The following is a 20,564-nucleotide window of genomic DNA, read 5'->3' on the forward strand; positions in this document are numbered from 1 at the left end:
CGAAAAGGTCGATTGGGAGACATGCCCTAGGTCAGCCGCAACGCGACGCCCGAGGGACCGTGCGATCCGGAACCCACGCCCTCCCGCGCCCTGACCGCTGCTGTCCGACGTTCGATGGACAGTGCGGTCGGCGCCCGCCGGATACCGTTCTCGCAGTGGTCGAATCGAGGAGGGCGCAGGTGGGCGACGACGAGTTCGCGGTGGATGCGGTGGAGTCCGTCGCGCTGGCGACGATGCAGATCGCGATGATGCAGGCGGACCTGGCAGCCACGCGAGCAGAGCGCGAGGTGGCGGCGAAGCGGACGGTGCGTGACGAGGCCGTCGGACAGCTGCGCGCGCGCCTCGAGGAGGTCGAAAGCGGCCAGGACGAGCAGACTTTCGTGACGGAGCTACGTGCGCTGCTCGGATCCGCCGCGCCGGATGTCGCCGCTGAGCGCCTGGCCGAGCATGCCGGGGAAGCTCCGTCCCAGGCCACGTCTCGCAAAAGTTCGCTGTTGATGCTGGTCGACCTGGTGCTATTCGATCCCTGGCCGGACAAGACGAACTGGCACGAGCCCACTCGCCGAGAGTCGTTGCAGACGTTCGCTGCTCGTTTCCCCGAGGCGGACGGCACCGACCTCGATGCTCTGCTGTCGGAGCACAAGGCGCTCGTGCGACGCCTGCGGCGCAAGAACATTCGCTGGGGGCGGGTGGCGGTGGCGGGCGCGGTCGGCCTCGGGGTGGGCGTCGCGACGGCCGGTTGGGCGGCGCCGCTGATCGGCACCGCGATCGGGACGGCGGCCGGCTTGTCCGGTGCCGCGGCGACTTCGGCTGGGCTGGCGACTCTGGGCGGCGGTTCGCTCGCGGCGGGCGGGTTCGGGGTGGCAGGCGGCACCGCGCTGGTGACGGGCCTGGGTGGCATAGCGACGGCGGGCGTCGCCGCGACCGGTGCGCGCTGGACCCCGTGGACGGCGGGGCAGATCGTCGCCGGAGCGATGCGGCTCGACCTCATCAATCGCGTTGTCCTCGCCGAGGACACGGACCGCGACGAGATGCGCCGCCGGGTGGTGCTTGCGTTGCAGCAGCGCTTGGAAGAGGTGGCCGCGGATCGGGCGCGGCTGATCGCCCGTATTCGGCAGCTCAACGCCGACAAGGCGAAGCTCTCGGCGGAGAACCGCCGGTTGCGTGACGAGCTGCAGGAGCGTAGCGCCGCGGCCGAAATATCGGCGAGCGCACTGGAGGTCGTGCTCGGCCGGGTGCACGAGGCGGCGGCGGGCTGATGGACGACTCGATCGACCGCAATCTCGACACGATCCGGCGACGGCTGGCCGAATTGGAAGCGGCGACGGAACAGGCACTCGGGGAAGAGGACTCGGCGGAGTTGATCCTTCCCGCCGCGCCGACGGCTGGCTCGTACGCGGAGATGACGGAGACAAATGACGGGCTCCGGCGCACGCACGATTGGTCGACGGTCGATCTCGACGCGGCACTCACCGCGGCGCAGCGGACCGAGTTCGAGCGCTGGCAGGCCAGGCAGCGAATCGCCTGGGACCGTGACGATCTCGTCGCGGTCGGCGTCGCGGGGCTGATCGGTGGCCTCGCGGTGTGGTTCGATGCCACGATCGATCGGGGCGTCGCGAAGGGGCTCGGGGCGCTCGGCCGGACACCGCGCATGCGCGCGTGGGAGCGCGCCGGAAAGCGTCTGCCGATCGACTACACCGGACCGGGATTCGGCGGCCGGGCGCATCGGGTCCGCTCGGCCGGACACGACCTCGCGCGCCCCTTCGAGGCGCTCTCGCAGATCCGCAATGGCGAATTCCGCGGCGTGCGTTGGGATCACGGCGAGCGTGAGACGGTAACGGTCTCGGGGCGATTCCGTTCGGTCGAGTCGAACGCGCAGGCGTTGGTGCTGTGGGTGAAGCACCTTGCGGCGGACTTCGTCACCCCCATGAGCCTTCCGGTCCCCGGATCCTCGCTGCTCTACCAGCTCGACAACCGGGAGCTCAGGAAGTTCGCGCACGCGGTCTACCTCGGGCCGTCTGCGGGCAATGGACTCAATCTGCGGTCGGGCGTGCTGACACCGTCGCTCAGCGTGCTCGCGACCGAGGTGATCGTGCGCACCCATGTGCACGCCAAGGCCTACCTCGCCTGCGGCAGCGCGGATCTCGACGCCCGGCGGCGCTCGTTGCGGCGTGAACTCTTGCTGAGTTCGCACGCCCTGGTCGGGGCCGCGTCACTGAGCAAGACGGTCGCTCGGTTCGTCACCCTGGACGACAAGCGTCGCTGGCTCGCGGTGCGGCACGTGAATGTGCCGGTGCTGCTCCGAATCGGTTGTCTCGCTGTGGAAAACGTGCACGGTGTGCGGGGCCGGTCGGCGGCGCCGGACTGGGCCGAACTCGAACAGCTGCTCGCCGAACGGGGCTGACGCGCGGCCGATGACATTTGTCATGGCGCGTACGTGCGGAATCGCATCGGATTCGATGACTGGGCTTACTACTGGTAGCGGGCCGGTTTCGCGATCGTTGAAGCCATGAACAGTGCAACATTCGGTGCGCAACCGGGGCGGCGTCGTACCGACGAAGTCATCACCGCCGAGGGCCTGCGCCGCGCCTATGGTCATGGGAAGAACGCGTTCGAGGCGGTCAGGGGAGTGGATCTCCAGGTCGCGGAGGGAGAGGTCTTCGCCCTGCTCGGCACCAACGGGGCCGGAAAGACGTCCACGCTCGACATGCTGGAGGGGCTGGTCGCGCCGTCCGACGGTGTCGTGCGGGTCTTCGGTCTCGATCCGCGGCGCGACCGCGCACAGGTGCGGGCACAGATCGGCATCATGCTGCAGTCCGGCGGGCTGCCCGCCGAGCTGACCGTGCTCGAGACCCTCGAGATGTGGCGCGGGACGTGCACGAACCCGACGACCACCGCCAGGGTGCTCGAATTGGTCGACCTCGCGCATCGGGCGTCGGTCCGAGTCCGCTCGCTGTCCGGTGGTGAGCAGCGCCGCGTCGATCTGGCCTGTGCGCTGCTCGGCCAGCCGCGGTTGCTGTTCCTGGACGAGCCGACCACCGGCCTCGATCCCGAAAGTCGCCGTGGCACTTGGAAACTGCTCGCCGATCTGAAGGCGTCCGGCGTGACCATGGTGCTCACCACGCACTACCTCGACGAGGCCGAGGCGCTGGCCGACCGCATCGCGATCATGCACCGGGGCGAGGTCGCGCGCGCGGGGACGCTGCGTGAGATCGTGGACGGCCACCCGGCCCGGATCGTCTTCGACCACCCCGGACTGCCGTTGCCGCGGCTGGATGGTGCGCAGGTGGACGCGCAGGCGCGGGTCACGGTCGGCACGCACGACCTGCAGGGGCATTTGTTCGAACTGCTCGAGTGGGCGCGCGAGCACGGCTTGCAGTTGGGCGGCCTGGAGGCCCGTGCCGCCTCGCTCGAGTCGGTCTTCCTCGACATCGCCGACGACTCGGCCGCCACGACGACCCCCGAACTGATCGGAGCACAGCGATGACGACTCGCACGACCACCGGCACCACGTTCCGCCGCCGCCCGCTGGCCGCGCTCGCGAGGGCGGAGTATCTGCAATTCCGGCGGAACAAGACGCTGACCTACATGACGACGCTGTTTCCGGTGGGCATTCCGCTCATCCTGTACTTCATCGCGATCGACGACACCGAACCGACCACGTCCATCGCGGCGATGACGTTCGAATTGCTGGCATTGTCGGCGCTGCTGTTCGTGCAGTACTACTCGGTGCTCTCGATGGTGACGACGCGGCGCAGCGAAGGCGTGCTGAAGCGGCTGCGGACCGGGGAATCCGCGGACTGGCAGATCATGCTCGCCCCGGCCGTGCCCGGCGCGGTGGCGACGCTGGCCTGCTCGGTGATCGTCGCCGCGGTGGTCTACGGCACCGGCGCACCCGCCCCGGTGAATCCCTTGGCCATCGTGCTGGGGCTGCTCGTCGGGATCGTGCTGTTCTCGCTGCTCGCGCTGGCGACCAGCACGGTGACGAAGAACGCCGAAGCCGCCCAGATCACCTCGCTGCCGGTGATGACGATCGCGATGTTCGGCCTCGCGTTCGTTCGGAACGCGCTGCCGGACTGGCTGGCCGATCTGGCGGACTGGACACCGTTCGCGGCCGTCTCGGACCTCGTCTCGCTCGGTGCGGCCGGCCGCTGGGCCACCGCCGCCTCGACCGATCCGGCGCTCGATTTCGCGGGCACCTGCGCCGAACTCGGCCGCCCGTTTGCCACACTGGCGATATGGACCGTCCTGGCGCTCGCGCTGACCCGCAAGAGCTTCCGGTGGGACGATCGCGGGTGAACCGCCTGACCACCTGGTGGCACGAGCTGTCCGAACCCGCCAAGTTCCGGGTTTACACCCGGCTCGTGCTCCAGGTCGGTGCCGCGGCGGTGGTCGTGGTGATGGCGTTCTCCGTCGGCGCGCCGTGGGCGGCGGCCGGGGTGCTGGCCGCCGGTGTCACCGCACTGCTCGCGTTGGAGGTGCAGCCGGAGTTCGCCGGGTCGGTGGGGTGGCTCTCGCGCCGGTGGGTACTGCCGATCGCGATCGTGGTGCCGACCGGGATATTGCTGGCGTTCGCGGTGATCGCGCGCGGTGCCGCGGACGAGGAGGTGCGCGAGCGAGCGGCGGTGACCGGGGTCTACACCGCCATCCTCATCATCTACGCGCTGGTGTCGTTCATGCGGCACAAATGGTGGGCGACATTGGCGATCGCGGTCGCCACCGGACTGCTCTACGGGTCGTCGCCGCTGGCGGTGCTCGGCATCGGGGGCGGGACCTATTTCGCCGGAATCGCGCTCGTGGGAACGATATTGCTCACGGTGTGGGGCCTGCGGATGGTGGAGGAGCTGGACCGGGCCAAGCGGGTCGAGGCCGAATTACGGGTCGCCGAAGAGCGTTTGCGCTTCTCGCGGGACCTGCACGACGTGGTCGGGCGCAGCTTCTCCGCGATCGCGGTGAAAAGTGAACTCGCCGCGGTACTTGCCCGCTCCGGTCAGGCCGAGCCCGCGGCCGTCGAGATGGACGAGGTCAGGACGATCGCCGTCGAATCCATGGACCAGATGCGCAAATTGGTGCGCGGCTACCGCGACATCGATCTGCTGAACGAGGTGGCGGGGGCGCGGTCGCTGCTCTCGGCGGCCGGGTGCCGGTTGGCGGTGGAGGGCGACCCGGCGAAGGTGCCCGCACGCTGCCACGAGGTCGCGGCCTGGGTGGTGCGGGAGGGCACCACGAATATCGTGGAACACTCGACGGCGACCTCGGCGGTGCTCACCTTCGGTGCCGCCGGGATGTCGTTGCGCAACGACCGCCCGCACGGCACGCCGGGGGAGCGTTCCGGGCTGCGCGGGGTGGCCGAGCGGCTCGCGACCGTCGGCGCCACGCTCGACGCGTTCGTCGCCGATGGCCATTTCGTCCTCGAGATCCGTTGGGAGAGCGAATGATCCCGGTATTCCTCGCCGACGACGAAACCCTCGTCCGGGCCGCGCTGGCCACCATGCTCGGCCTAGAGGCCGACATCGAGGTGCTCGACCATGTCGGTTCCGGCGAGGAACTCCTCGTGCTGTGGCAGCGGCGCACCGAGTCGGGCGCGCCGGTCGCGGTCGCGGTGATCGATCTGCAGATGCCCGGCATCGACGGCATCGAGACCGCGATCGAACTGCAACGGCTCACCCCCGGCGCGGCCACGCTGATCGTGACGAGCCACGGCAGGCCCGGCTACCTGAAGCGCGCGCTCGCCGCGGGCGTGCGTGGCTTTCTGCCGAAGACGGCCTCGGCCGCGACCTTGGCCGCGGTGATCCGCACCGTGCACGGCGGCGGCCGCTACGTGGACCCGGAACTGGCCGCGGAGGCGATCAGCGCGGGCGACTCCCTGCTCACCGCGCGCGAAGCGGACGTGCTCGAGTACGCGATCGACGGTGCGTCCGTCGAGGACATCGCGCGTCGCGCGCATCTGTCACCGGGCACCACCCGCAATTACCTGTCCTCGGCGATGGCCAAGCTCGGCGTCGCCAACCGCTACGAGGCCGCACTCAAAGCCCGGGAAAAGGGCTGGATCTAGGGCAGGGTGAGCTAGGGGCGGGTACGGAAGACCCGCCCAGCAGTACTACTGGGCGGGTCACTTCCCCGTGCGCCGTGTGGACGCCGCCACGCCTCACGGCACCACTCAGCATATGGCGAATCGGCGTCTAAGCCGTGGTCCCACGCGGCCGTGTCGCCGATCGGTCGGCCGGGCGACGGTCCGAGCGGAGGTGGAGGGTGGGAAAACCGGCCAACTGTCCGCTGCCACCCCTCCCGGCTGTGGCGACACGGTGACGGGTTCGCTGTTCACTCGAGCATCGGCCGGAGCGGAAGGCGCCCGCGTGGCGCGCGTGCTGTCGCAGGCCCTCACTACGATTTACTCGAGGAGGTGCCGCATGGCAGAAACATTCGAGGCGATCGAGGCCGATTTCGTTCGGTTCACGCAGGAGATCGTCTGGTGCACAGTCACTTCGGTGGACGGCAAGGGGCGCCCGCGTTCGCGGATCCTGCACCCGCTGTGGGAGGTGCGCGACGGCAGGCCGATCGGCTGGGTGGCGACGGGCAAGACGCCGGTGAAGGTACGGCACCTGGCGGTCAATCCGGTTGTGGCATTTTCCTATTGGAGCCCGGCCCAGCATGTCGTGCAGGGTGAGGCCGTGGCCACCTGGGTCGACGAGGTGGCACAGAAACGCCGTGTCTGGGATCTGTTCCTGACGACCCCGCCGCCGGTCGGCTACGACCTGAGCATGTTCGCGCCGGACGGTCCCGAGAGCCCGAACTTCACGCTGCTGCGACTGGACCCGGAGCGGATTCAGGTGCTCGACGGTGCGGGGTTCCCGGCGAACTTCACGCCGCGCATCGCGGTGCTCGGCAAGTCCTAACAGTCCGGCTCACCTTGCGGCGCAGGTGATTACCCCACCGTCTGCGTCTTGCTGAGGTGACAACGGCGTGGAGATGGCTCCCGGTGCCGGTCTCCGGTGTCGGCTCGAACCGAGTCATCCGACGGGGCGTGCGGGTATACGGATCTCCGAAGATGAACGCGCTCGTCCGCGTGTGCTCGACGCCCGGCGTCGGGCACACGCGGGGTGTTCGGCGCCGGGCATCGTTGTGCGACAAGAGGACTTTGGTCCTGCGGATCGATTGCCGTAGTCCCTGTCCGTGATGCCGTGCGCGGTTTGATTCCGATTCGCTATGAAATCCGCGCGTGAAATCGGCTGTGGTTGAAGGTAATACCTTCCTTGGTGACCTCAGTCACATTGGTAGCTGAATGATTGCGAGATCATGTCCGCGTCTGCTGTTGTTGGAGCAGTTACGTGCACGGTTGGGATCGCTCTCTTGTGGGGTGGGTGAACTGGTGATGACGATTTCGGGAGGGCAGGCGGCTCCGCCGACGACCAGCGACGGCGTGCCCGACGCATTGGCCACGCGGCTCGATGCGCTGTTCCATACGGTGCGTGATCCGTTCGGCAGGCCATACACCTATGGACAGGTGGCGGCCGCGCTGCAAACGGCGGGATGCCCGGTATCGAACTCCTATCTGTCGCAACTGCGCTCCGGGGTTCGCAGCAATCCGTCGGAGGCTTTGCTGGCCGCACTGTCGGCATTCTTCGGTGTTCCGGTCGACTATTTCTATGGCGGCACCGAGCCGGTCGCCGCCGCCGGTGACCGTCCGCTGCTCACCGGCTTGTGTAATGAGAGCCTGCGCAAGCTGCTCGACCGCGCCGCGGATCTGTCCGACGAATCGCAGGAATTGCTCACCGCACTGGCCGAACGCTTACGCATGAGCGAAGAGCACGCACCCATGGTGTCCGAGCTCGGTTGAGTGCGTGCCGGCGATTTCGGGGCGTGTGACGGTTATTGTCCCCAAGGGCGTTATGGGCCGCATTTGCCCTGTACCCAGGTGTTTCCGGCGTATCATGATGATCCGCTGAGCACTCGGCGCAGGCGAATCCATTACGTCGTTCGACTGGGGATATTGGCTTATGTGGTGGAATCCGGTCGATGCGGAATCGGAAACGCTGCGACGGAATGTCGACACGCTGAGCGCGCGTTTTCGCGATCATCTCGGCGCCGTGGAGAATGGACGAACGTCGCAGCTCGTTTGGGGAGTCGGTAGTGCACCGGACCCGAGCGGCCGCTGGAACAGCGAACTGGTGCTCGTCGAATGCGCGGCACTCGGCCCGGACAGCGGAATCACCGTAGGCCGATATACCGCGTTCGATCTGCTGCGGCGGGTCGACCCACGCGCGCAGCGCAGATTCGCCGACGCGCCCGCGCTGCAGCTGCTGATCGACTGGCGGATCGGGCCGACGACGCTCATCGATGTCACCACGCGGCCGCTCCCCACCGCGGCGCAGGTGCAGTTGCGCGACCTGGTCCGGGAGAACGCGGTGCCGAACCGGACCGCCACCGTGGGTCTGTCCTGCACCCTCGCCGCGACGAAAAGTCCCGCGATCCTCACCGCGGGCCATCTCGTGACGGGGGTCGGTGATCGGGTGCAGCTCTACGCGTCCGGGCAGCAGACCCCGGTGTGGGTGGACGGCGTGGTCGTGCACTGGTCCGATCCGGCGGTCACCGGCACCGCGGGCTATGACTATGCGGTGGTCGAGCTGCTGGACCAGCGCAATCAGATCCTCAGCGTGTTCCACACCGGCCCGGCCGGGCCGCCGCGGCCGCCGTACGCCCCGATCGATGTCGCCGCCTACGGTGCCACCTCGGGCACGCGCACCGGCCAGATCAGCGGTGCGCTCACACAACTCGGCGACGCCACCCGGCAGTGGTGCGAGTGCTGGCAGATCGGCCCGTCCTATCTGCTCGCACCCGGTGACTCGGGCGGGCTCGTGCTCGGCACCAGCGGCGCGCACAGCGGAAAGGTGCTCGGCCACTTCGTCGGTGGCTCGTACTGGCCGAACCAGCCTGGCCTGGTTCATCAATACGTGCAGGACATGGCGTCCTGCCTCAATTCCGGTCTCGGCCGGTACATCTCGCTGTGAACCAGAGGACCGACCATGACCATTTCCTCGATCGCCCAGCTCGCCGTCGATCGGCACGCGCCGTCGCGCACCAGGCAACCCAAGGGCGCGGCGGTGACCGCCGCGTCGGCCGCGGGCGGGGCGGATCGGTCGAGCGAGAACGGGACCGCCGTGCTCGCCCGCGCGGTGCCGACCGACATCATCGTCTTCTACACCGCGCTGGTCGGGCTGCTCGAGGGAATCCAGAAGGACAGCAACGATTCCTACTATCCGCTGCGCTGGTTCATCTACGCGTTCGCGTTGCTCGCGACGCTCGTCGCGGTCACGGTCGCTACCCGGCTCCGCACCGGCAAGACGCAGGCCACCGACCCGCCGTTGCCGGTGGGTGATCCGATCGCACAGCCGACACCGCAGGCGCCGAATCAGCAGCCCGAGCCGAATCAGCAGCCTGTGCCGAATCAGCAGCCACCGAATCGCGCGCGTCAGCGCCTGTCCGAGTGGTGGCAGCGGTGGAGCCCGCCGCCCGCCGAAACCATCACCGCCACCTTCGCTTTCGCGGTCTGGGGCCTGATCACGCCCGGCTCGCCGCTCTACGTCGCCTTGGACTCCCCGGTGCTGCCGATCGTGGTCGGCATACTGACCGCGGGTGGCGCCCTGGTGATGACGGTGGTGATCTCGCCGATTCTGGGGCGCGCCGCCGATCGCCCGTAGTTCTCTTGGCGTGACGTTATCTTGCGTCCCCGGAACACTTCTGGCAGGTTCAAGGGTGCCTGCGCGCGCCGGAACGAGCCGGTGACGGCGATTGGAGGACACCATGGACTCTCCACTCATCTCGGTGGGCCTGCCCCTGGTGCTGATCGTGATCATGTTCGGGCTCGGGCTCTCGCTCACGGTGGCGGACTTCACGCGAATCGCCAAGAACCCCAAGGTGGTCAGCATCGCGCTGGGCTGTCAGCTGCTGGTGCTGCCCTCGATCGCGTTCGGTCTGGTGCACCTGTTCGACCCGTCCCCGAATCTGGCGGTCGGGGTGATGTTGCTCGCCGCCTCGCCGGGCGGCACGGCGGCGAATCTGTTCAGCCACCTGTTCCACGGCGACGTCGCGCTGAATGTGTCACTCACGGCGGTAAATTCGGTGCTCGCGGTGGTCACCGTCCCATTGGTGACGAACTTCGCGCTCGGCTATTTCGACCCGGGTGAGTCCGGCACGGTCGGATTGCAGTTCGGCAAGACCGTGCAGGTATTCGCGATCGTGCTGGTGCCGGTCATGCTCGGCATGCTGGTGCGCCGGTTCTCGCCCGGCTTCGCCGATCGCATGGACAAGCCCGTCCGGATCGGTTCTGCCCTCACGCTGACGCTGGTGATCACCGCGACGATCATCGACCAGCGCGGGGACGTCGTCGACTACGTCCGGGCGATCGGCGTCGCCATGATCCTGTTCTGCCTGATCAGTTTGACCGTGGGCTATCTCGTGCCACGGGTACTCGGGATCGAGGATCGCCAGGCCATCGCCAGCTCGATGGAGGTCGGCATCCACAACGGCGTCATCGCCATCACCATCGCGATCAGCGTGCTGGGCAGCACCGAGATGGCCATCCCCGCCGCCGTGTACGGCGTGGCCATCTTCCCGCTGGCCGCCGGCTTCGGCTGGCTGGTCACCCGCAACCACCCCGAGCGCACCGGCAGCGCCGAGGCCGACCGCGCGCGGACCGCCCGCTGATCCCGCGCCGCGCGTCGCTGTTTGCGCGGCCTCGACTGGGCTAACCCGAAGCTGAGCGGTGCCGGCCGAGGGTTCGAGGATGGGACGGGTTCATGCGGGACGATGCGCGACGCGCTGGGGAAAGTAAGACGATGCCGTCCGACGTGCGGGGGAAGTTGACGATCTTCGATCGTTTCGCGACCGGGGCCGCCGCACTCACCGCGAAGGCGGGATTCTTCGTGTTCTGCGTGCTGCTCGTGCTGGTGTGGGCGCCGACGTTCCTGGTGCTGCCGAGCATCGACACCTGGCAGCTGGTGATCAACACCGCCACAACGATCATCACGTTCCTGCTGGTGGCGCTGCTGCAGAACACGCAATCGCGCTCCGATGAGGCCGTGCAGCAGAAGCTGAACGCCATCGCCGACGCGCTGGCCGATCTCATGGGCGAGTTCAACGACGATCACCCTGAGCTCGACCGCCATCGCCGTGAACTGGCCGACGCGGTCGGCCTCGAGCAGCGCGAATCGACGTGACCGCCGCGTGCGGCCCGCGGGTTCAGGTGCGGGCGACGAAGCGGAAGCGATCGCCGCGATAGATCGAGCGGGTCCACTCGATGGGACGGCCCGTGGGATCGCAGGCGAGGCGTTGGATCAGCAGCGTGGGGGACCCGACGGCGACATCGAGCAGGGCGGCTTCGGCCGGGGTGGTGAGCGCGGTTTCGACGGTGTCCTCCACCGCGGCCACCTCGATGCCGTAGCAGTCGCGCAGCGTCGCATAGAGCGAGCCCTTGTCGGTGAGGCGCCGGCGCAGGTCCGGCAGCCGGTCGGCGAGATGGGCGGTCTCGAGCGCGAGGGGTTCGCCGTCGACCGCGCGCAGGCGTTCGAGCCGGTGGATCCGGGTGCCCGCCGCGATCGCGAGCCGACCGGCCACCACTTCGTCGGCGGCCACCTTCGTCAGCTCCAGGATGCGTGAACTGACTTGCAGCCCTTGCACATCGAGGTCATCGGTCAACGACGTCAACTGCTGTAGGTGCACCACCTTCGGTGGCGCGACGAACGTTCCGCTGCCCTGGACCCGCCGCAGCAGGCCCTCGGCAGCGAGTTCGGCAAGGGCCTTGCGCAGTGTCGTCCGCGAGGTGGCGAGCTGTTCGGCGAGCACGCGCTCCGGCGGCAGCGCGGTCGACGATTCCAGCGTGCTGATGAGCTGACGCAGTGCCAATTTTGTGCCGTAGTAGCGCGGCTGCTGCGCGGTCTCGGCAGCGGTCCCGGCGGTGTTACCCATGCCGCCGAACCTACCGCGCCTGCCCCGGAGTTGACGCCGGAATTGGTGTATGCCAATCTCGTCACCGGCAAATTGGTGTATACCAATTACTTCCCTGATCAACGGTGAGAGGCGAAGAAACATGGGGTTCGTGGCCGAGCTGCGGGCGTCGTCCCGTTTGGGGGTGCTGGTCGGCGTGGCCGCCGCCAGTGTCGGGGTGATCTACGGCTACGACCTGTCCAATATCGCGGGCGCGTTGCTGTTCATCACCGACGAGTTCGGTCTGACCACGCGACAGCAGGAACTGCTCACCACCGCGGTGGTGATCGGCGAGATCGCGGGCGCGATCGGCGGCGGCGTGCTGGCGAATCGGATCGGTCGCAAGCGGTCGATGGTGCTCGTCGCCGCGACCTACGGCGCGTTCGCGCTGCTGGCCGCGTGCTCGACGGCGCTGCCGATGCTGATGGCCGCGCGCCTCGCGCTCGGCATCACGATCGGTATCTCGGTGGTCGTGGTGCCGGTGTTCGTCGCGGAGTCCGCGCCGACCCGGGTGCGCGGGGCGCTGCTGGTGGCCTACCAGGTAGCCACGGTGCTCGGCATCATCATCGGGTACCTCGCCGCGTACCTGCTGGCGGGCACGCAGAGCTGGCGCTGGATGCTCGGCCTTGCCGCGATACCCGCCGTGCTCACCACCGTGCTGCTGCTGCGGCTGCCCGACACCGCGCGCTGGTATGTGATGAAGGGCCGGATGGACCAGGCTCGGCAGGTGCTGCGGCGGGTCGAGCCCGACCTCGACGCCGATGCCCAGCTCGCCGAGATCGAACACGGGCTGCGCGAGGAATCCGGTGGCGCGCTGCGGGAGATGCTGCGCAAGCCGTACCTGCGGGCCACGGTGTTCGTGGTCGGGCTCGGCTTCTTCATCCAGATCACCGGCATCAACGCGATCGTCTACTACAGCCCCCGGCTGTTGGAGGCGATGGGTTTCCGCGGACATTTCGCGCTGCTCGTGCTGCCCGCGCTGGTGCAGGTGGCCGCGCTGGCCGCGGTGCTGGTCGCGCTGGTTCTGGTCGATCGGCTCGGCCGCAGGCCGATTCTGTTGTCCGGCATCGGCATGATGATCGCGGCGAACGCCTTGCTCATCGCGGTGTTCCTGGCCGGCTCCGATTTCGGCGGTGTGCTGACGGTGCTCGGGTTCGTCGGCGTGCTGTTGTTCACCGTCGGGTTCACCTTCGGCTTCGGCGCGCTGGTCTGGGTGTACGCGGGGGAGAGCTTCCCGGCGCGGCTGCGTTCCACCGGCTCCAGTGCCATGCTCACCTCTGACCTGGTCGCGAACGCGATCGTGGCGGGCGCCTTCCTGACCATGCTCGAATCACTCGGCGGCGCGGGCACTTTCGCGGTGTTCGGGGCGCTGGCGATCGTCGGCTTCGGCTTCGTGTACCGGCTGGCGCCGGAGACCAAGGGCCGCCAGCTCGAGGAGATCCAGTACTACTGGGCCAACGGCGGACGCTGGCCCGCGGGCGAGCACGCCGCGCCGCGCGATCAGGATGTGCGCGCATGACCGCGGTGCTCGGCTTGGACATCGGCGGCTCGAAGACGATGGCGGTGCGGGCCGAGGACGGCGTCGTCGTCGCGCAGGCGCGGGCGGGCAGCGCCAACGTCGCCTCGGTCGGCGCGGACGCGGCGGGCGCGCAACTCGATCTGATCCTCGAGCGGGTCGGTGGCGACGGCGTGCGCGCGGTGTGCGCGGGCGCGGCGGGCGCCGACACCCCCGAGGGACGCGCGCGGGTGCAGGATCTGCTCGCACAGCGGTTGCCCGATGCGATGATTCGAGTGGTGCACGACAGCGAGCTGGTCCTGGCGGCCGCCGGTCTCGACGAGGGCATCGCGCTTATCTCGGGCACCGGCTCGGTGGCATGGGGCAGGCACGCGGGCCGGTCCGCACGCGCGGGCGGCTGGGGCTATCTGCTCGGCGATCAGGGCAGCGGCTATTGGGTGGCGCGCGAGGCGGTCTGCCGTGCGCTGGCCGCGGTGGACCGGGGTGCGCCCGCCGACGCGCTCGGTCTGGCGCTGGCCGCCGAATGCGGGCTGCGTTCGACCGAACAACTGCTCGACCACTTCTACGACCACACCGACCGCAGATACTGGGCGCGCCGCGCCCGCGTGGTCATCGAGGCGGCGCAGCGCGGCGACCGGGCGGGCCGGGAGATCCTCGCGACGGCCGTCGCGGATCTGGCCGAACTGGTCGGCACCGTCGCCGACCGGCTGCGCTATGCCGGCCCGGTGATCGTGGCGGGTGGGCTCGCGGTACATCAGCCCTTGCTGCAAGACGAATTGCGGCGCACGCTCGCCGGGCGCGGACTCGACGACATGCGTGTGCTCGAACTCGACCCGGTGCACGGCGCGGTGCGACTCGCGGGACAGTTGCCGGGCCGCGGCGCGGCGGCCCTGCCCGGATAAGCCTTCAACTCGAGGAGTGACATGACCGACCAGGACAATCCCGGCGCTTTGATGGCGAGCGAGATTGCCGAACAGCCCGCGGCGTGGCAGCGGCTGCTCACCGAGGGCACCGACGCCATCCGGCGCGCGGCTGCCCGAATCGCGGAGTACCAGCCACGATTCGTGCTCTTCGTCGCGCGCGGCACAAGCGATCACGCCGCGCTGTACGGCAAGTACCTGGTGGAGATCCACCACGCGCTGCCCGCCGGTCTGGTCTCGCCGTCCACCATGACGATCTACGACAGCGCCCCCGACCTGCGTGATGTGCTGTTCGTCGCGGTGAGTCAGTCCGGCGGCTCGCCCGACCTGGTGCAGTCGGTGGAGGTGGCGCGGCGGCAGGGCGCTCTGACCGTCGCGCTCACCAACAACCCGGAGTCGGCGCTGGCGGCGGCCGCCGAGATCCACGTCGACGTGCTGGCCGGGCCGGAACGCGCGGTCGCGGCGACCAAGTCCTACACCGCCGAGCTGCTCGCGCTGTACCTCATGCTCGACTACGCCAGGGGCGGCGACGGTGCGGGCGCCGCGGAGCTGCCGAGCCTCGGCAGCCGGGTGTTGGACTCGGGCGCGGCCCTGGCCGGTGTCGCCCAGCGCTATCGGTTCGCGCAGCGGCTCATCACGTCCGCGCGCGGCTACTCCTATCCGACCGCCCGCGAGGCGGCGTTGAAACTCATGGAGACGTCGTATCTTTCGGCGCAGGCCTTCTCCGGCGCGGACCTGCTGCACGGCCCGCTGGCCACCGTCGACCCGTCGGTGCCGGTGCTGGCGATCGTGCCGGACGGCGCGGGTGGCCGGGCGATGCTGCCGGTGCTCGCGCGGCTGGCCGAGCTGCGTGCCGACGTATTCGGCGTCGGCACGGCCGCGGCGATCGCGGGACTGTCCGGCGGTGTGACTCTGCCGACCGGCATCCCCGAGCCACTGTCCCCGCTCGTGGAAATCCTTCCGCTGCAACAACTCGCACTGCATCTCGCCATCGCCCGCGGCGGCGATCCGGATCGCCCGCGCGGGCTGAAGAAGGTGACAGAGACGCTCTGACCCGCTCACCCGCGCCGCGGGTGAGCGATCAGCTCGGCTGTCAGACGGCGTGCTGGTCCATGACGGCTCGCACGTGGGCGGCGATGGTCTGTTCGATCTTGGTAAGACAGTCGTAGCCCTGCTGGGTGCCGGAGATCCAGGCCGCCGTCATGCCGCCGAGGATGTCTCGCGGCGCCGGGGGTTCGGGTTCGGCCGGGGGCGGCGCCGCGGGCGGCGTCCACGGTGCGGGGGATGCGGTCGGTGCGATATCGACGGGTGGGGGATCGTAGGTCGGCAGCTCGGGAACGATGTCGGGTCCACGGGCCGGAGGTGGAAGGAACTGGCGGGTGGCCAGGCCGGAGGCGGTGTGGTCCTCGTTCGAGGCGGGACGACCGGACAGCGGTCCGTCGCGGTGCGTGCAGACCAGCGCGGTGAGCACCGCGGCGGTCGAGACCACGGCGAACTGCATCGTGACTTCGGACTTTCGTGGTGCGCTGTGTTTACCCATCGACTGCTTTCCCTCGAATACCGTCGGGTCTGAGAGTTTATGGCGCGCAATCGATTCGGGCCAACGATGTTAGCGGTTCTGTAAACGAGTTAAGCGCGACCGGCACCGCCCGCGCGGGGTGGTTCCGTCCTTCGATGGCCGGCGACCTGCGGCTTCGATGCCGAGACCCCGACCGGATCGCATTCCCGCCGCATATCTCGGCATTCTGCACAGAAATTCCGATGCGGGATTGGATTCGATGCGGCGGGGTAGAACGAAGGGGTCTTGACGCCGGACTCGATGATTCTCCACAACTGCTGTTTGTCTCGATGTACGCAACATCCGTGGCAATTCGCGAAGGAGGAAACCCATGGAATGGCTTCTCGGATTATTGGGCGGGGTGGTCGGTGGCGGGGTCGGCGGTGCGAAGAACCCGCTCGGACCCCTGGTGAACGGTGCGGCGGGTGCGGTCGGTGGTGGCATCACCGGCGGGATCATCCAGGCCGCGACGGGTAGCGGGCTCGACTTCGGACAGATTCTCGCCCAGGTCGCCGGTGGCGGCGTGGTGGGTGCCGTGCTGTCGGCGATCGTCGGATTCGCCACCAGACCGAAGGTCGGCGACGTGCGCTGACCGCGACTTCGAGCTGCCTGCAAGTGCCAGCCCTATCGCCCCTTGTAAGGAGTCTTTCGATGAAGAGCTTGAAGAAATCTCTGTCCGCCGTCGCCTTCGCCGGTGGGTTGATCGCGACGTTCGGTGCCGGTGTGCTGCTGAGCCCGGGTGCGGGCGCGCAACCGGCCGACGCGGACGCGGCGATCACCGCGCACTACGAGGAGAAAGGCGGCGCGTCCACGCCGCTCGGTGAAAAGGTCGGCGCCGTCTACGCTTTCGGACCGGACGGGGCCGCGCAGGACTACCGCGGCGGCAAGATCGTCTACTCGCCCGAGACCGGCGCGAAGGTGATGTACGGCGCGATCCTGGACAAATACCTCGCCCTCGGCGGCGCGAGCACCGATATCGGCTACCCGGTGAACGACGAGTCCGACGCACCGGTCGCGGGCACGGCGCGCTACAGCGAGTTCTCCGCCGCGGACGGCGCGACCATCCAGTGGAGCCCGCAGAACGGCGCGTGGCTGGTGCGCGGGCCGATCCGCACCGCGTGGTCGCACCTGAAGGCGACCGACGGTCCGCTGGGCAATCCGACCTCCGACACCACCGTGGCCGATGGCGTCTACAGTCAGACCTTCAGCGGCCAGCACGGTAACCCGGTGCAGGTGCGCTGGAGCGAGGCCGACGGCTTCGCGACCGTCCCGCCGGAGATCGCGGGTGAACTGCGCGGGCTGGATGTGTCGGCGCCCGGTGCGGCCCCCGGTTCCGTGGTGACCGGCGGTGATCCGGAGCCCGCCACGCAGGCCGCGCCCGACGGCGATTCGGGGTCGAGTTCGAACGCGAAGTGGTGGGCGCTGCCGATCGGTCTGGTGATCGCGGCCGTCGCCGGTCTGCTCGCGGCCATGGTCGGGCGTGGCCGCGGTGAACACGGCGCGTCCGGCCGGGGCACGCCGGTGCCGGCGGGCAGCGCCGGCACGGCTCAGCCGCGCGGCGGATCGCACGTCGCCACCCCGCAGCAGGTGCACACCGACACGGGCACGACACGTAATCTCTGAGCACACCAGGAGGTGCGGGCTCCCGGGGGCGAAATCCCCGGGAGCCCGAACAAATTCGCTACACGGGTGTGTGCACGTCGGCGTGACCCGCGGTGGAGAGCACGAATGCCTCCGGCTTGGGCTTGCGCGTCGCGAACCAATAGCTCGTGCCGGTGCCCGCCCAGGACTGCCGATTGTGGCCGGTGTGGTCGAGGAACCAGCTGTGGCAACCACCGGAGACCCACACGGACCGATCGAGCTTGCCGTGCAGCCAGGTGTTGAACTCGCGTTGCTTGTCCGCGCTCACCTCGATCCGGGTGGCGTTCCGATTCGCCATCAGGCGCAGGCATTGTGCGATGTAGCGCACCTGCGCCTCGATCAGGAACACGATCGACTGGGCGCCACCGCCGGAGTTCGGGCCCATGATCATGAAGAAGTTCGGGAATCCCGCCACGGTCATCCCGAGGTAGGCTTGCATGCCGTCGCGCCACGCGTCCTGGATGGTGAGCCCGTCGCGCCCGACGATGTGTTCGGTCGCGCACCGGTTGTCGGTGGCGAATCCGGTGCCGAGCACGATCACATCCGCTTCGTGCAGCACCCCGTCGTCGGTGCGGATCCCCGTCTCGGTGAACTCCTCGATGCCCGCGGTCACCAGGCTGACGTCGGGGCGCTGCAGGGCCGGGAAGAAGTCGCTGGAGAACAGGATTCGCTTGCAGCCGAAGGTGTGCGTCGGCGTGAGCTCGGCGCGCAGCTCCGGGTCGGGCACCTGCTTACGCAGGTGATGCAGTGCGACGAACTTCAGCAGGAAGTTCCAGCGCGGGTGGAAGTAGCCGTAGACCGGCGCCTCGTGCAGCCAGAAGGCGAAGTTGCGGTAGATCTTCATCAGACCGGGGAAGGCCTTGAACATGCGCTGTTCGAGCCTGCTCACCGGGCGGTCCATCTTCGGCATCACCCAGTGCGCGGAGCGCTGGAACACCGAGACATGCGCCGCGGTGCCCGCGAGCTGGGGCGCCACCTGCACCCCGCTGGAGCCGGTGCCGATCACCGCGACCCGCTTACCGGTCAGGTCCACCGAGTGGTCCCACTGCGCGGAATGGAAGACCGGGCCGGTGAACTTCTCCCGCCCCTTGAATGCCGGAATGTTCGGCACGTGCAGCGCGCCGTGCGCGGCGACGACGGCCCGCGGCCGATATTCCTCGCCGTCGGCGGTGCGGACCACCCAGCGGTCGTCGGTGGCATCGAACTCGTAGGACACCGCCTCGGAGCGGAACCGGATGTACGGCTCGATCCCGTACTCCTTGACGACCCGCTTGATGTAGTCGAGTATTTCCGGCTGCGGCGCGTACATCCTGGTCCAACCGGTGTGCGGCGCAAAGGAATACGAGTACATCATCGACATGATGTCGCAGCCGCAGCCCGGATAGGTGTTCTCCCGCCAGACGCCGCCGACCTCGTCGGCCTTCTCCAGGATGACGATATCGCGCTCGCCCGCCGCCAGCAGTTCGATAGCCATCGCGACGCCGGCGAATCCGGTGCCGACGATGAGAACATTCGGGGATGCCGTGCTCAGCTGATCGTTGGATGCCATGGTTCACCTTCACTTGACTGGTGCCGCGTCCGGGTACGGGAATTCGCGGACGACTGTGCCGACGGTGGGCCGACTCTCGGAATGCGCACTGCCGGAGAATGATTCGGCGGCGGGAATCGACCGATTACACCACAGCCCGCCGCCCGCCGCACGTCGAATCGCGTGCGGCGCACCGAGCCGCGTGCGGCGTGGCCGTCCCGAATCATGGTGTGCCGACGGGTGTTCGGATCGTGGTGGTGAGGTCCGTCGCGTGCAGCAGGATTTTCGCGTGCTGCCACAGCCGGACCAGGGTCTGTTCGTCGGGCACGTCGGCCCCGCGCGTGGTCGGCTGCGCGGAGCCCTGGCCGCCGTCAGTGAGCCTGCGGGCCGCCAGCACCAGCTCGGCGACCATGCGGATGTGCTCCTGCTCGTCCTCGACGACGGTGTTCTCGATGAGTTCGTCGACCGGCGTCGGCAGGGGCAACACGTACCTGGCGACGATCTCGGCCGCGTCGTGGATCTCCATGCGCCTGCGGTGCAACCGTTCCTGCGGGGAGACATTCCAACTGTCGGCGCGCTTGAGCCGGAAGACGACCTGTGGCGCGGCGGCGGTGAGATCGCGCCAGATCGGATACACCCGGCGCGCGGCGCGCGATTCCCGGTCCAGGCGCAGCAACTGCACGATCGCCTGTGCCGAGGACGGCACGTACACCATGACCAGGGCGGCGAAGACGAACAGTCCTGGCTCGCCCGAGGTGATGCCGTCAGCGACCAGATCGAAGACATTGTGCGTGAACGCGTTCCCGACGCCGAGCGCGTCCGCTCCGGCGGCGAGCGCCATCAGGAAGACCGGCAGTGAGCTGGCGATGCCGAAGCAGACGAGGGCGGCGACGGTGAAGCGTTCCCACAGCGTGGTCGTCCGCCAGACCGTGCCACGCACCTTCAGCACGTAGTAGTAGCCGGAAACGATCACCGGCAGCGCCGAATACAACCCGATGTAGACGCCGAAGCGCCAGCCGCCGTACTCGGCGATGGACGACAGGCCCTGGGCGCGGGCAGGCGCGCTGAGCACGAGGAAGAGCAGGCCGATCGCGCCGGAGAGCCCGAGCACGACCTTGAACTGGGTGCGGTAGCGGACCGGGCCGTTCTCGTGCAGCAGCGCCATCCCGAGCCCGAAGGCCCATGCGGTCACCGTCAGCCAGTGCCAGGCGTCGAAAACGGTAGGCAGGCCGCCGGGTACGACCTTGGACACCTGCCGGGCGACGACCGGTTCACGCAGCAGCGCTGCCGCGGCGTCGAAGCCGAGCAGGGTGTTGATCAAACGGCCGAACAGCGTCGTGTGCAGGGTCGACGCGAGTCGAATCAGAGTGATGGCAACGATGAACACCGTTGCCGAGATAGTGATCCAGGGCGACAGCT

The 20,564-nt window shown here is 68.7% G+C and carries 21 protein-coding genes; 17 read left to right on the forward strand and 4 right to left on the reverse strand.

Features of this window, described 5'->3' with window-relative positions:
* Positions 1-155: 155 nt before the first annotated feature.
* From F5X71_RS16630 to F5X71_RS16685, 12 genes are all read left to right on the forward strand, one after another.
* Positions 156-1,259: a hypothetical protein gene (locus F5X71_RS16630; RefSeq protein WP_167460072.1), complete on the forward strand. Its 1,104-nt coding sequence runs from the start codon at positions 156-158 to the stop codon at positions 1,257-1,259.
* On the forward strand, positions 1,259-2,404 hold the full coding sequence (locus F5X71_RS16635) for a hypothetical protein (protein WP_167462785.1): 1,146 nt from the start codon (positions 1,259-1,261) through the stop codon (positions 2,402-2,404). Before F5X71_RS16630 ends, F5X71_RS16635 begins: the two co-directional genes overlap by 1 nt.
* Before the next feature lie 105 nt (positions 2,405-2,509).
* Positions 2,510-3,487 carry an ABC transporter ATP-binding protein gene (locus F5X71_RS16640; protein WP_167462786.1) on the forward strand — a complete coding sequence of 326 codons (978 nt, stop codon included), beginning with the start codon at positions 2,510-2,512 and terminating at the stop codon, positions 3,485-3,487.
* Positions 3,484-4,299 (forward strand): ABC transporter permease, encoded by an 816-nt coding sequence (locus F5X71_RS16645; RefSeq protein WP_167462787.1) that lies wholly within the window; start codon positions 3,484-3,486, stop codon positions 4,297-4,299. The genes F5X71_RS16640 and F5X71_RS16645 overlap by 4 nt, the downstream gene beginning before the upstream one ends.
* Positions 4,296-5,438 (forward strand): sensor histidine kinase, encoded by a 1,143-nt coding sequence (locus F5X71_RS16650; RefSeq protein WP_238815934.1) that lies wholly within the window; start codon positions 4,296-4,298, stop codon positions 5,436-5,438. The genes F5X71_RS16645 and F5X71_RS16650 overlap by 4 nt, the downstream gene beginning before the upstream one ends.
* Positions 5,435-6,055 carry a response regulator transcription factor gene (locus tag F5X71_RS16655; protein WP_167462788.1) on the forward strand — a complete coding sequence of 207 codons (621 nt, stop codon included), beginning with the start codon at positions 5,435-5,437 and terminating at the stop codon, positions 6,053-6,055. The genes F5X71_RS16650 and F5X71_RS16655 overlap by 4 nt, the downstream gene beginning before the upstream one ends.
* Positions 6,056-6,410: 355 nt before the next feature.
* Positions 6,411-6,896 carry a pyridoxamine 5'-phosphate oxidase family protein gene (locus F5X71_RS16660; RefSeq protein ID WP_167462789.1) on the forward strand — a complete coding sequence of 162 codons (486 nt, stop codon included), beginning with the start codon at positions 6,411-6,413 and terminating at the stop codon, positions 6,894-6,896.
* Between the two features lie 416 nt (positions 6,897-7,312).
* Positions 7,313-7,837: a helix-turn-helix domain-containing protein gene (locus F5X71_RS16665; protein ID WP_238815935.1), complete on the forward strand. Its 525-nt coding sequence runs from the start codon at positions 7,313-7,315 to the stop codon at positions 7,835-7,837.
* A gap of 250 nt (positions 7,838-8,087) precedes the next feature.
* Positions 8,088-9,008, forward strand: a complete 921-nt coding sequence (locus F5X71_RS16670) for a hypothetical protein (RefSeq protein WP_167462790.1) — start codon at positions 8,088-8,090, stop codon at positions 9,006-9,008.
* A gap of 15 nt (positions 9,009-9,023) precedes the next feature.
* On the forward strand, positions 9,024-9,698 hold the full coding sequence (locus F5X71_RS16675) for a hypothetical protein (protein ID WP_167462791.1): 675 nt from the start codon (positions 9,024-9,026) through the stop codon (positions 9,696-9,698).
* Between the two features lie 103 nt (positions 9,699-9,801).
* Positions 9,802-10,704, forward strand: a complete 903-nt coding sequence (locus F5X71_RS16680; protein WP_167462792.1) for a bile acid:sodium symporter family protein — start codon at positions 9,802-9,804, stop codon at positions 10,702-10,704.
* A 131-nt stretch (positions 10,705-10,835) separates the two neighbouring features.
* A complete protein-coding gene (locus F5X71_RS16685) occupies positions 10,836-11,216 on the forward strand; it encodes a low affinity iron permease family protein (protein ID WP_167462793.1) in 381 nt (126 codons plus the stop codon).
* Between the two features lie 22 nt (positions 11,217-11,238).
* Here F5X71_RS16685 and F5X71_RS16690 read toward each other — a convergent pair whose 3' ends face one another.
* A complete protein-coding gene (locus F5X71_RS16690; protein WP_167462794.1) occupies positions 11,239-11,964 on the reverse strand; it encodes a GntR family transcriptional regulator in 726 nt (241 codons plus the stop codon).
* A gap of 121 nt (positions 11,965-12,085) precedes the next feature.
* On the opposite strand from F5X71_RS16690, the gene F5X71_RS16695 reads away from it, so the two are divergent.
* Genes F5X71_RS16695 through F5X71_RS16705 form a run of 3 tightly spaced genes read left to right on the forward strand, consistent with a single transcriptional unit; the run spans position 12,086 to position 15,471 of the window.
* Positions 12,086-13,501, forward strand: a complete 1,416-nt coding sequence (locus F5X71_RS16695; RefSeq protein ID WP_167462795.1) for a sugar porter family MFS transporter — start codon at positions 12,086-12,088, stop codon at positions 13,499-13,501.
* The gene (locus F5X71_RS16700) at positions 13,498-14,400 is read left to right on the forward strand and encodes an N-acetylglucosamine kinase (protein WP_167462796.1); all 903 of its coding nucleotides are present in this window, start codon (positions 13,498-13,500) and stop codon (positions 14,398-14,400) included. Before F5X71_RS16695 ends, F5X71_RS16700 begins: the two co-directional genes overlap by 4 nt.
* A 51-nt stretch (positions 14,401-14,451) precedes the next feature.
* The gene (locus tag F5X71_RS16705) at positions 14,452-15,471 is read left to right on the forward strand and encodes an SIS domain-containing protein (protein WP_203218350.1); all 1,020 of its coding nucleotides are present in this window, start codon (positions 14,452-14,454) and stop codon (positions 15,469-15,471) included.
* 40 nt (positions 15,472-15,511) lie between these two features.
* On the opposite strand, the gene F5X71_RS36465 is transcribed toward F5X71_RS16705, so the two are convergent.
* Entirely contained in the window at positions 15,512-15,958 is a 447-nt protein-coding gene (locus F5X71_RS36465; protein ID WP_174817081.1) for a hypothetical protein, read from the reverse strand.
* 349 nt (positions 15,959-16,307) lie between these two features.
* Here F5X71_RS36465 and F5X71_RS16715 point away from each other — a divergent pair, with 349 nt between their 5' ends.
* Both F5X71_RS16715 and F5X71_RS16720 read left to right on the forward strand, forming a co-directional pair.
* The gene (locus F5X71_RS16715; RefSeq protein WP_167462798.1) at positions 16,308-16,568 is read left to right on the forward strand and encodes a hypothetical protein; all 261 of its coding nucleotides are present in this window, start codon (positions 16,308-16,310) and stop codon (positions 16,566-16,568) included.
* 59 nt (positions 16,569-16,627) lie between these two features.
* On the forward strand, positions 16,628-17,599 hold the full coding sequence (locus F5X71_RS16720; RefSeq protein WP_167462799.1) for an LGFP repeat-containing protein: 972 nt from the start codon (positions 16,628-16,630) through the stop codon (positions 17,597-17,599).
* Positions 17,600-17,657: 58 nt separating this feature from the next.
* Here F5X71_RS16720 and F5X71_RS16725 read toward each other — a convergent pair whose 3' ends face one another.
* Complete coding sequence (locus F5X71_RS16725) at positions 17,658-19,166, reverse strand: flavin-containing monooxygenase (protein ID WP_167462800.1); 1,509 nt, start codon at positions 19,164-19,166, stop codon at positions 17,658-17,660.
* A gap of 202 nt (positions 19,167-19,368) precedes the next feature.
* Positions 19,369-20,532 (reverse strand): DUF6545 domain-containing protein, encoded by a 1,164-nt coding sequence (locus F5X71_RS16730; RefSeq protein ID WP_167462801.1) that lies wholly within the window; start codon positions 20,530-20,532, stop codon positions 19,369-19,371.
* Positions 20,533-20,564: the final 32 nt, after the last annotated feature.

The sequence above is a fragment of the Nocardia brasiliensis genome (assembly GCF_011801125.1).
Lineage (GTDB): Bacteria > Actinomycetota > Actinomycetes > Mycobacteriales > Mycobacteriaceae > Nocardia > Nocardia brasiliensis_C.

What these genes read in the sequence shown, in the direction of transcription:
- F5X71_RS16690 (WP_167462794.1), bottom strand. Translation starts at nt 11,964, where the DNA reads ATGGGTAACACCGCCGGGACCGCTGCCGAGACCGCGCAGCAGCCGCGC.
- F5X71_RS16660 (WP_167462789.1), top strand. Translation starts at nt 6,411, where the DNA reads ATGGCAGAAACATTCGAGGCGATCGAGGCCGATTTCGTTCGGTTCACG.
- F5X71_RS16675 (WP_167462791.1), top strand. Translation starts at nt 9,024, where the DNA reads ATGACCATTTCCTCGATCGCCCAGCTCGCCGTCGATCGGCACGCGCCG.
- F5X71_RS16700 (WP_167462796.1), top strand. Translation starts at nt 13,498, where the DNA reads ATGACCGCGGTGCTCGGCTTGGACATCGGCGGCTCGAAGACGATGGCG.
- F5X71_RS16720 (WP_167462799.1), top strand. Translation starts at nt 16,628, where the DNA reads ATGAAGAGCTTGAAGAAATCTCTGTCCGCCGTCGCCTTCGCCGGTGGG.
- F5X71_RS16645 (WP_167462787.1), top strand. Translation starts at nt 3,484, where the DNA reads ATGACGACTCGCACGACCACCGGCACCACGTTCCGCCGCCGCCCGCTG.
- F5X71_RS16715 (WP_167462798.1), top strand. Translation starts at nt 16,308, where the DNA reads ATGGAATGGCTTCTCGGATTATTGGGCGGGGTGGTCGGTGGCGGGGTC.
- F5X71_RS16695 (WP_167462795.1), top strand. Translation starts at nt 12,086, where the DNA reads ATGGGGTTCGTGGCCGAGCTGCGGGCGTCGTCCCGTTTGGGGGTGCTG.
- F5X71_RS16685 (WP_167462793.1), top strand. Translation starts at nt 10,836, where the DNA reads ATGCCGTCCGACGTGCGGGGGAAGTTGACGATCTTCGATCGTTTCGCG.
- F5X71_RS16705 (WP_203218350.1), top strand. Translation starts at nt 14,452, where the DNA reads ATGGCGAGCGAGATTGCCGAACAGCCCGCGGCGTGGCAGCGGCTGCTC.
- F5X71_RS16655 (WP_167462788.1), top strand. Translation starts at nt 5,435, where the DNA reads ATGATCCCGGTATTCCTCGCCGACGACGAAACCCTCGTCCGGGCCGCG.
- F5X71_RS36465 (WP_174817081.1), bottom strand. Translation starts at nt 15,958, where the DNA reads ATGGGTAAACACAGCGCACCACGAAAGTCCGAAGTCACGATGCAGTTC.
- F5X71_RS16680 (WP_167462792.1), top strand. Translation starts at nt 9,802, where the DNA reads ATGGACTCTCCACTCATCTCGGTGGGCCTGCCCCTGGTGCTGATCGTG.
- F5X71_RS16640 (WP_167462786.1), top strand. Translation starts at nt 2,510, where the DNA reads ATGAACAGTGCAACATTCGGTGCGCAACCGGGGCGGCGTCGTACCGAC.
- F5X71_RS16635 (WP_167462785.1), top strand. Translation starts at nt 1,259, where the DNA reads ATGGACGACTCGATCGACCGCAATCTCGACACGATCCGGCGACGGCTG.
- F5X71_RS16725 (WP_167462800.1), bottom strand. Translation starts at nt 19,166, where the DNA reads ATGGCATCCAACGATCAGCTGAGCACGGCATCCCCGAATGTTCTCATC.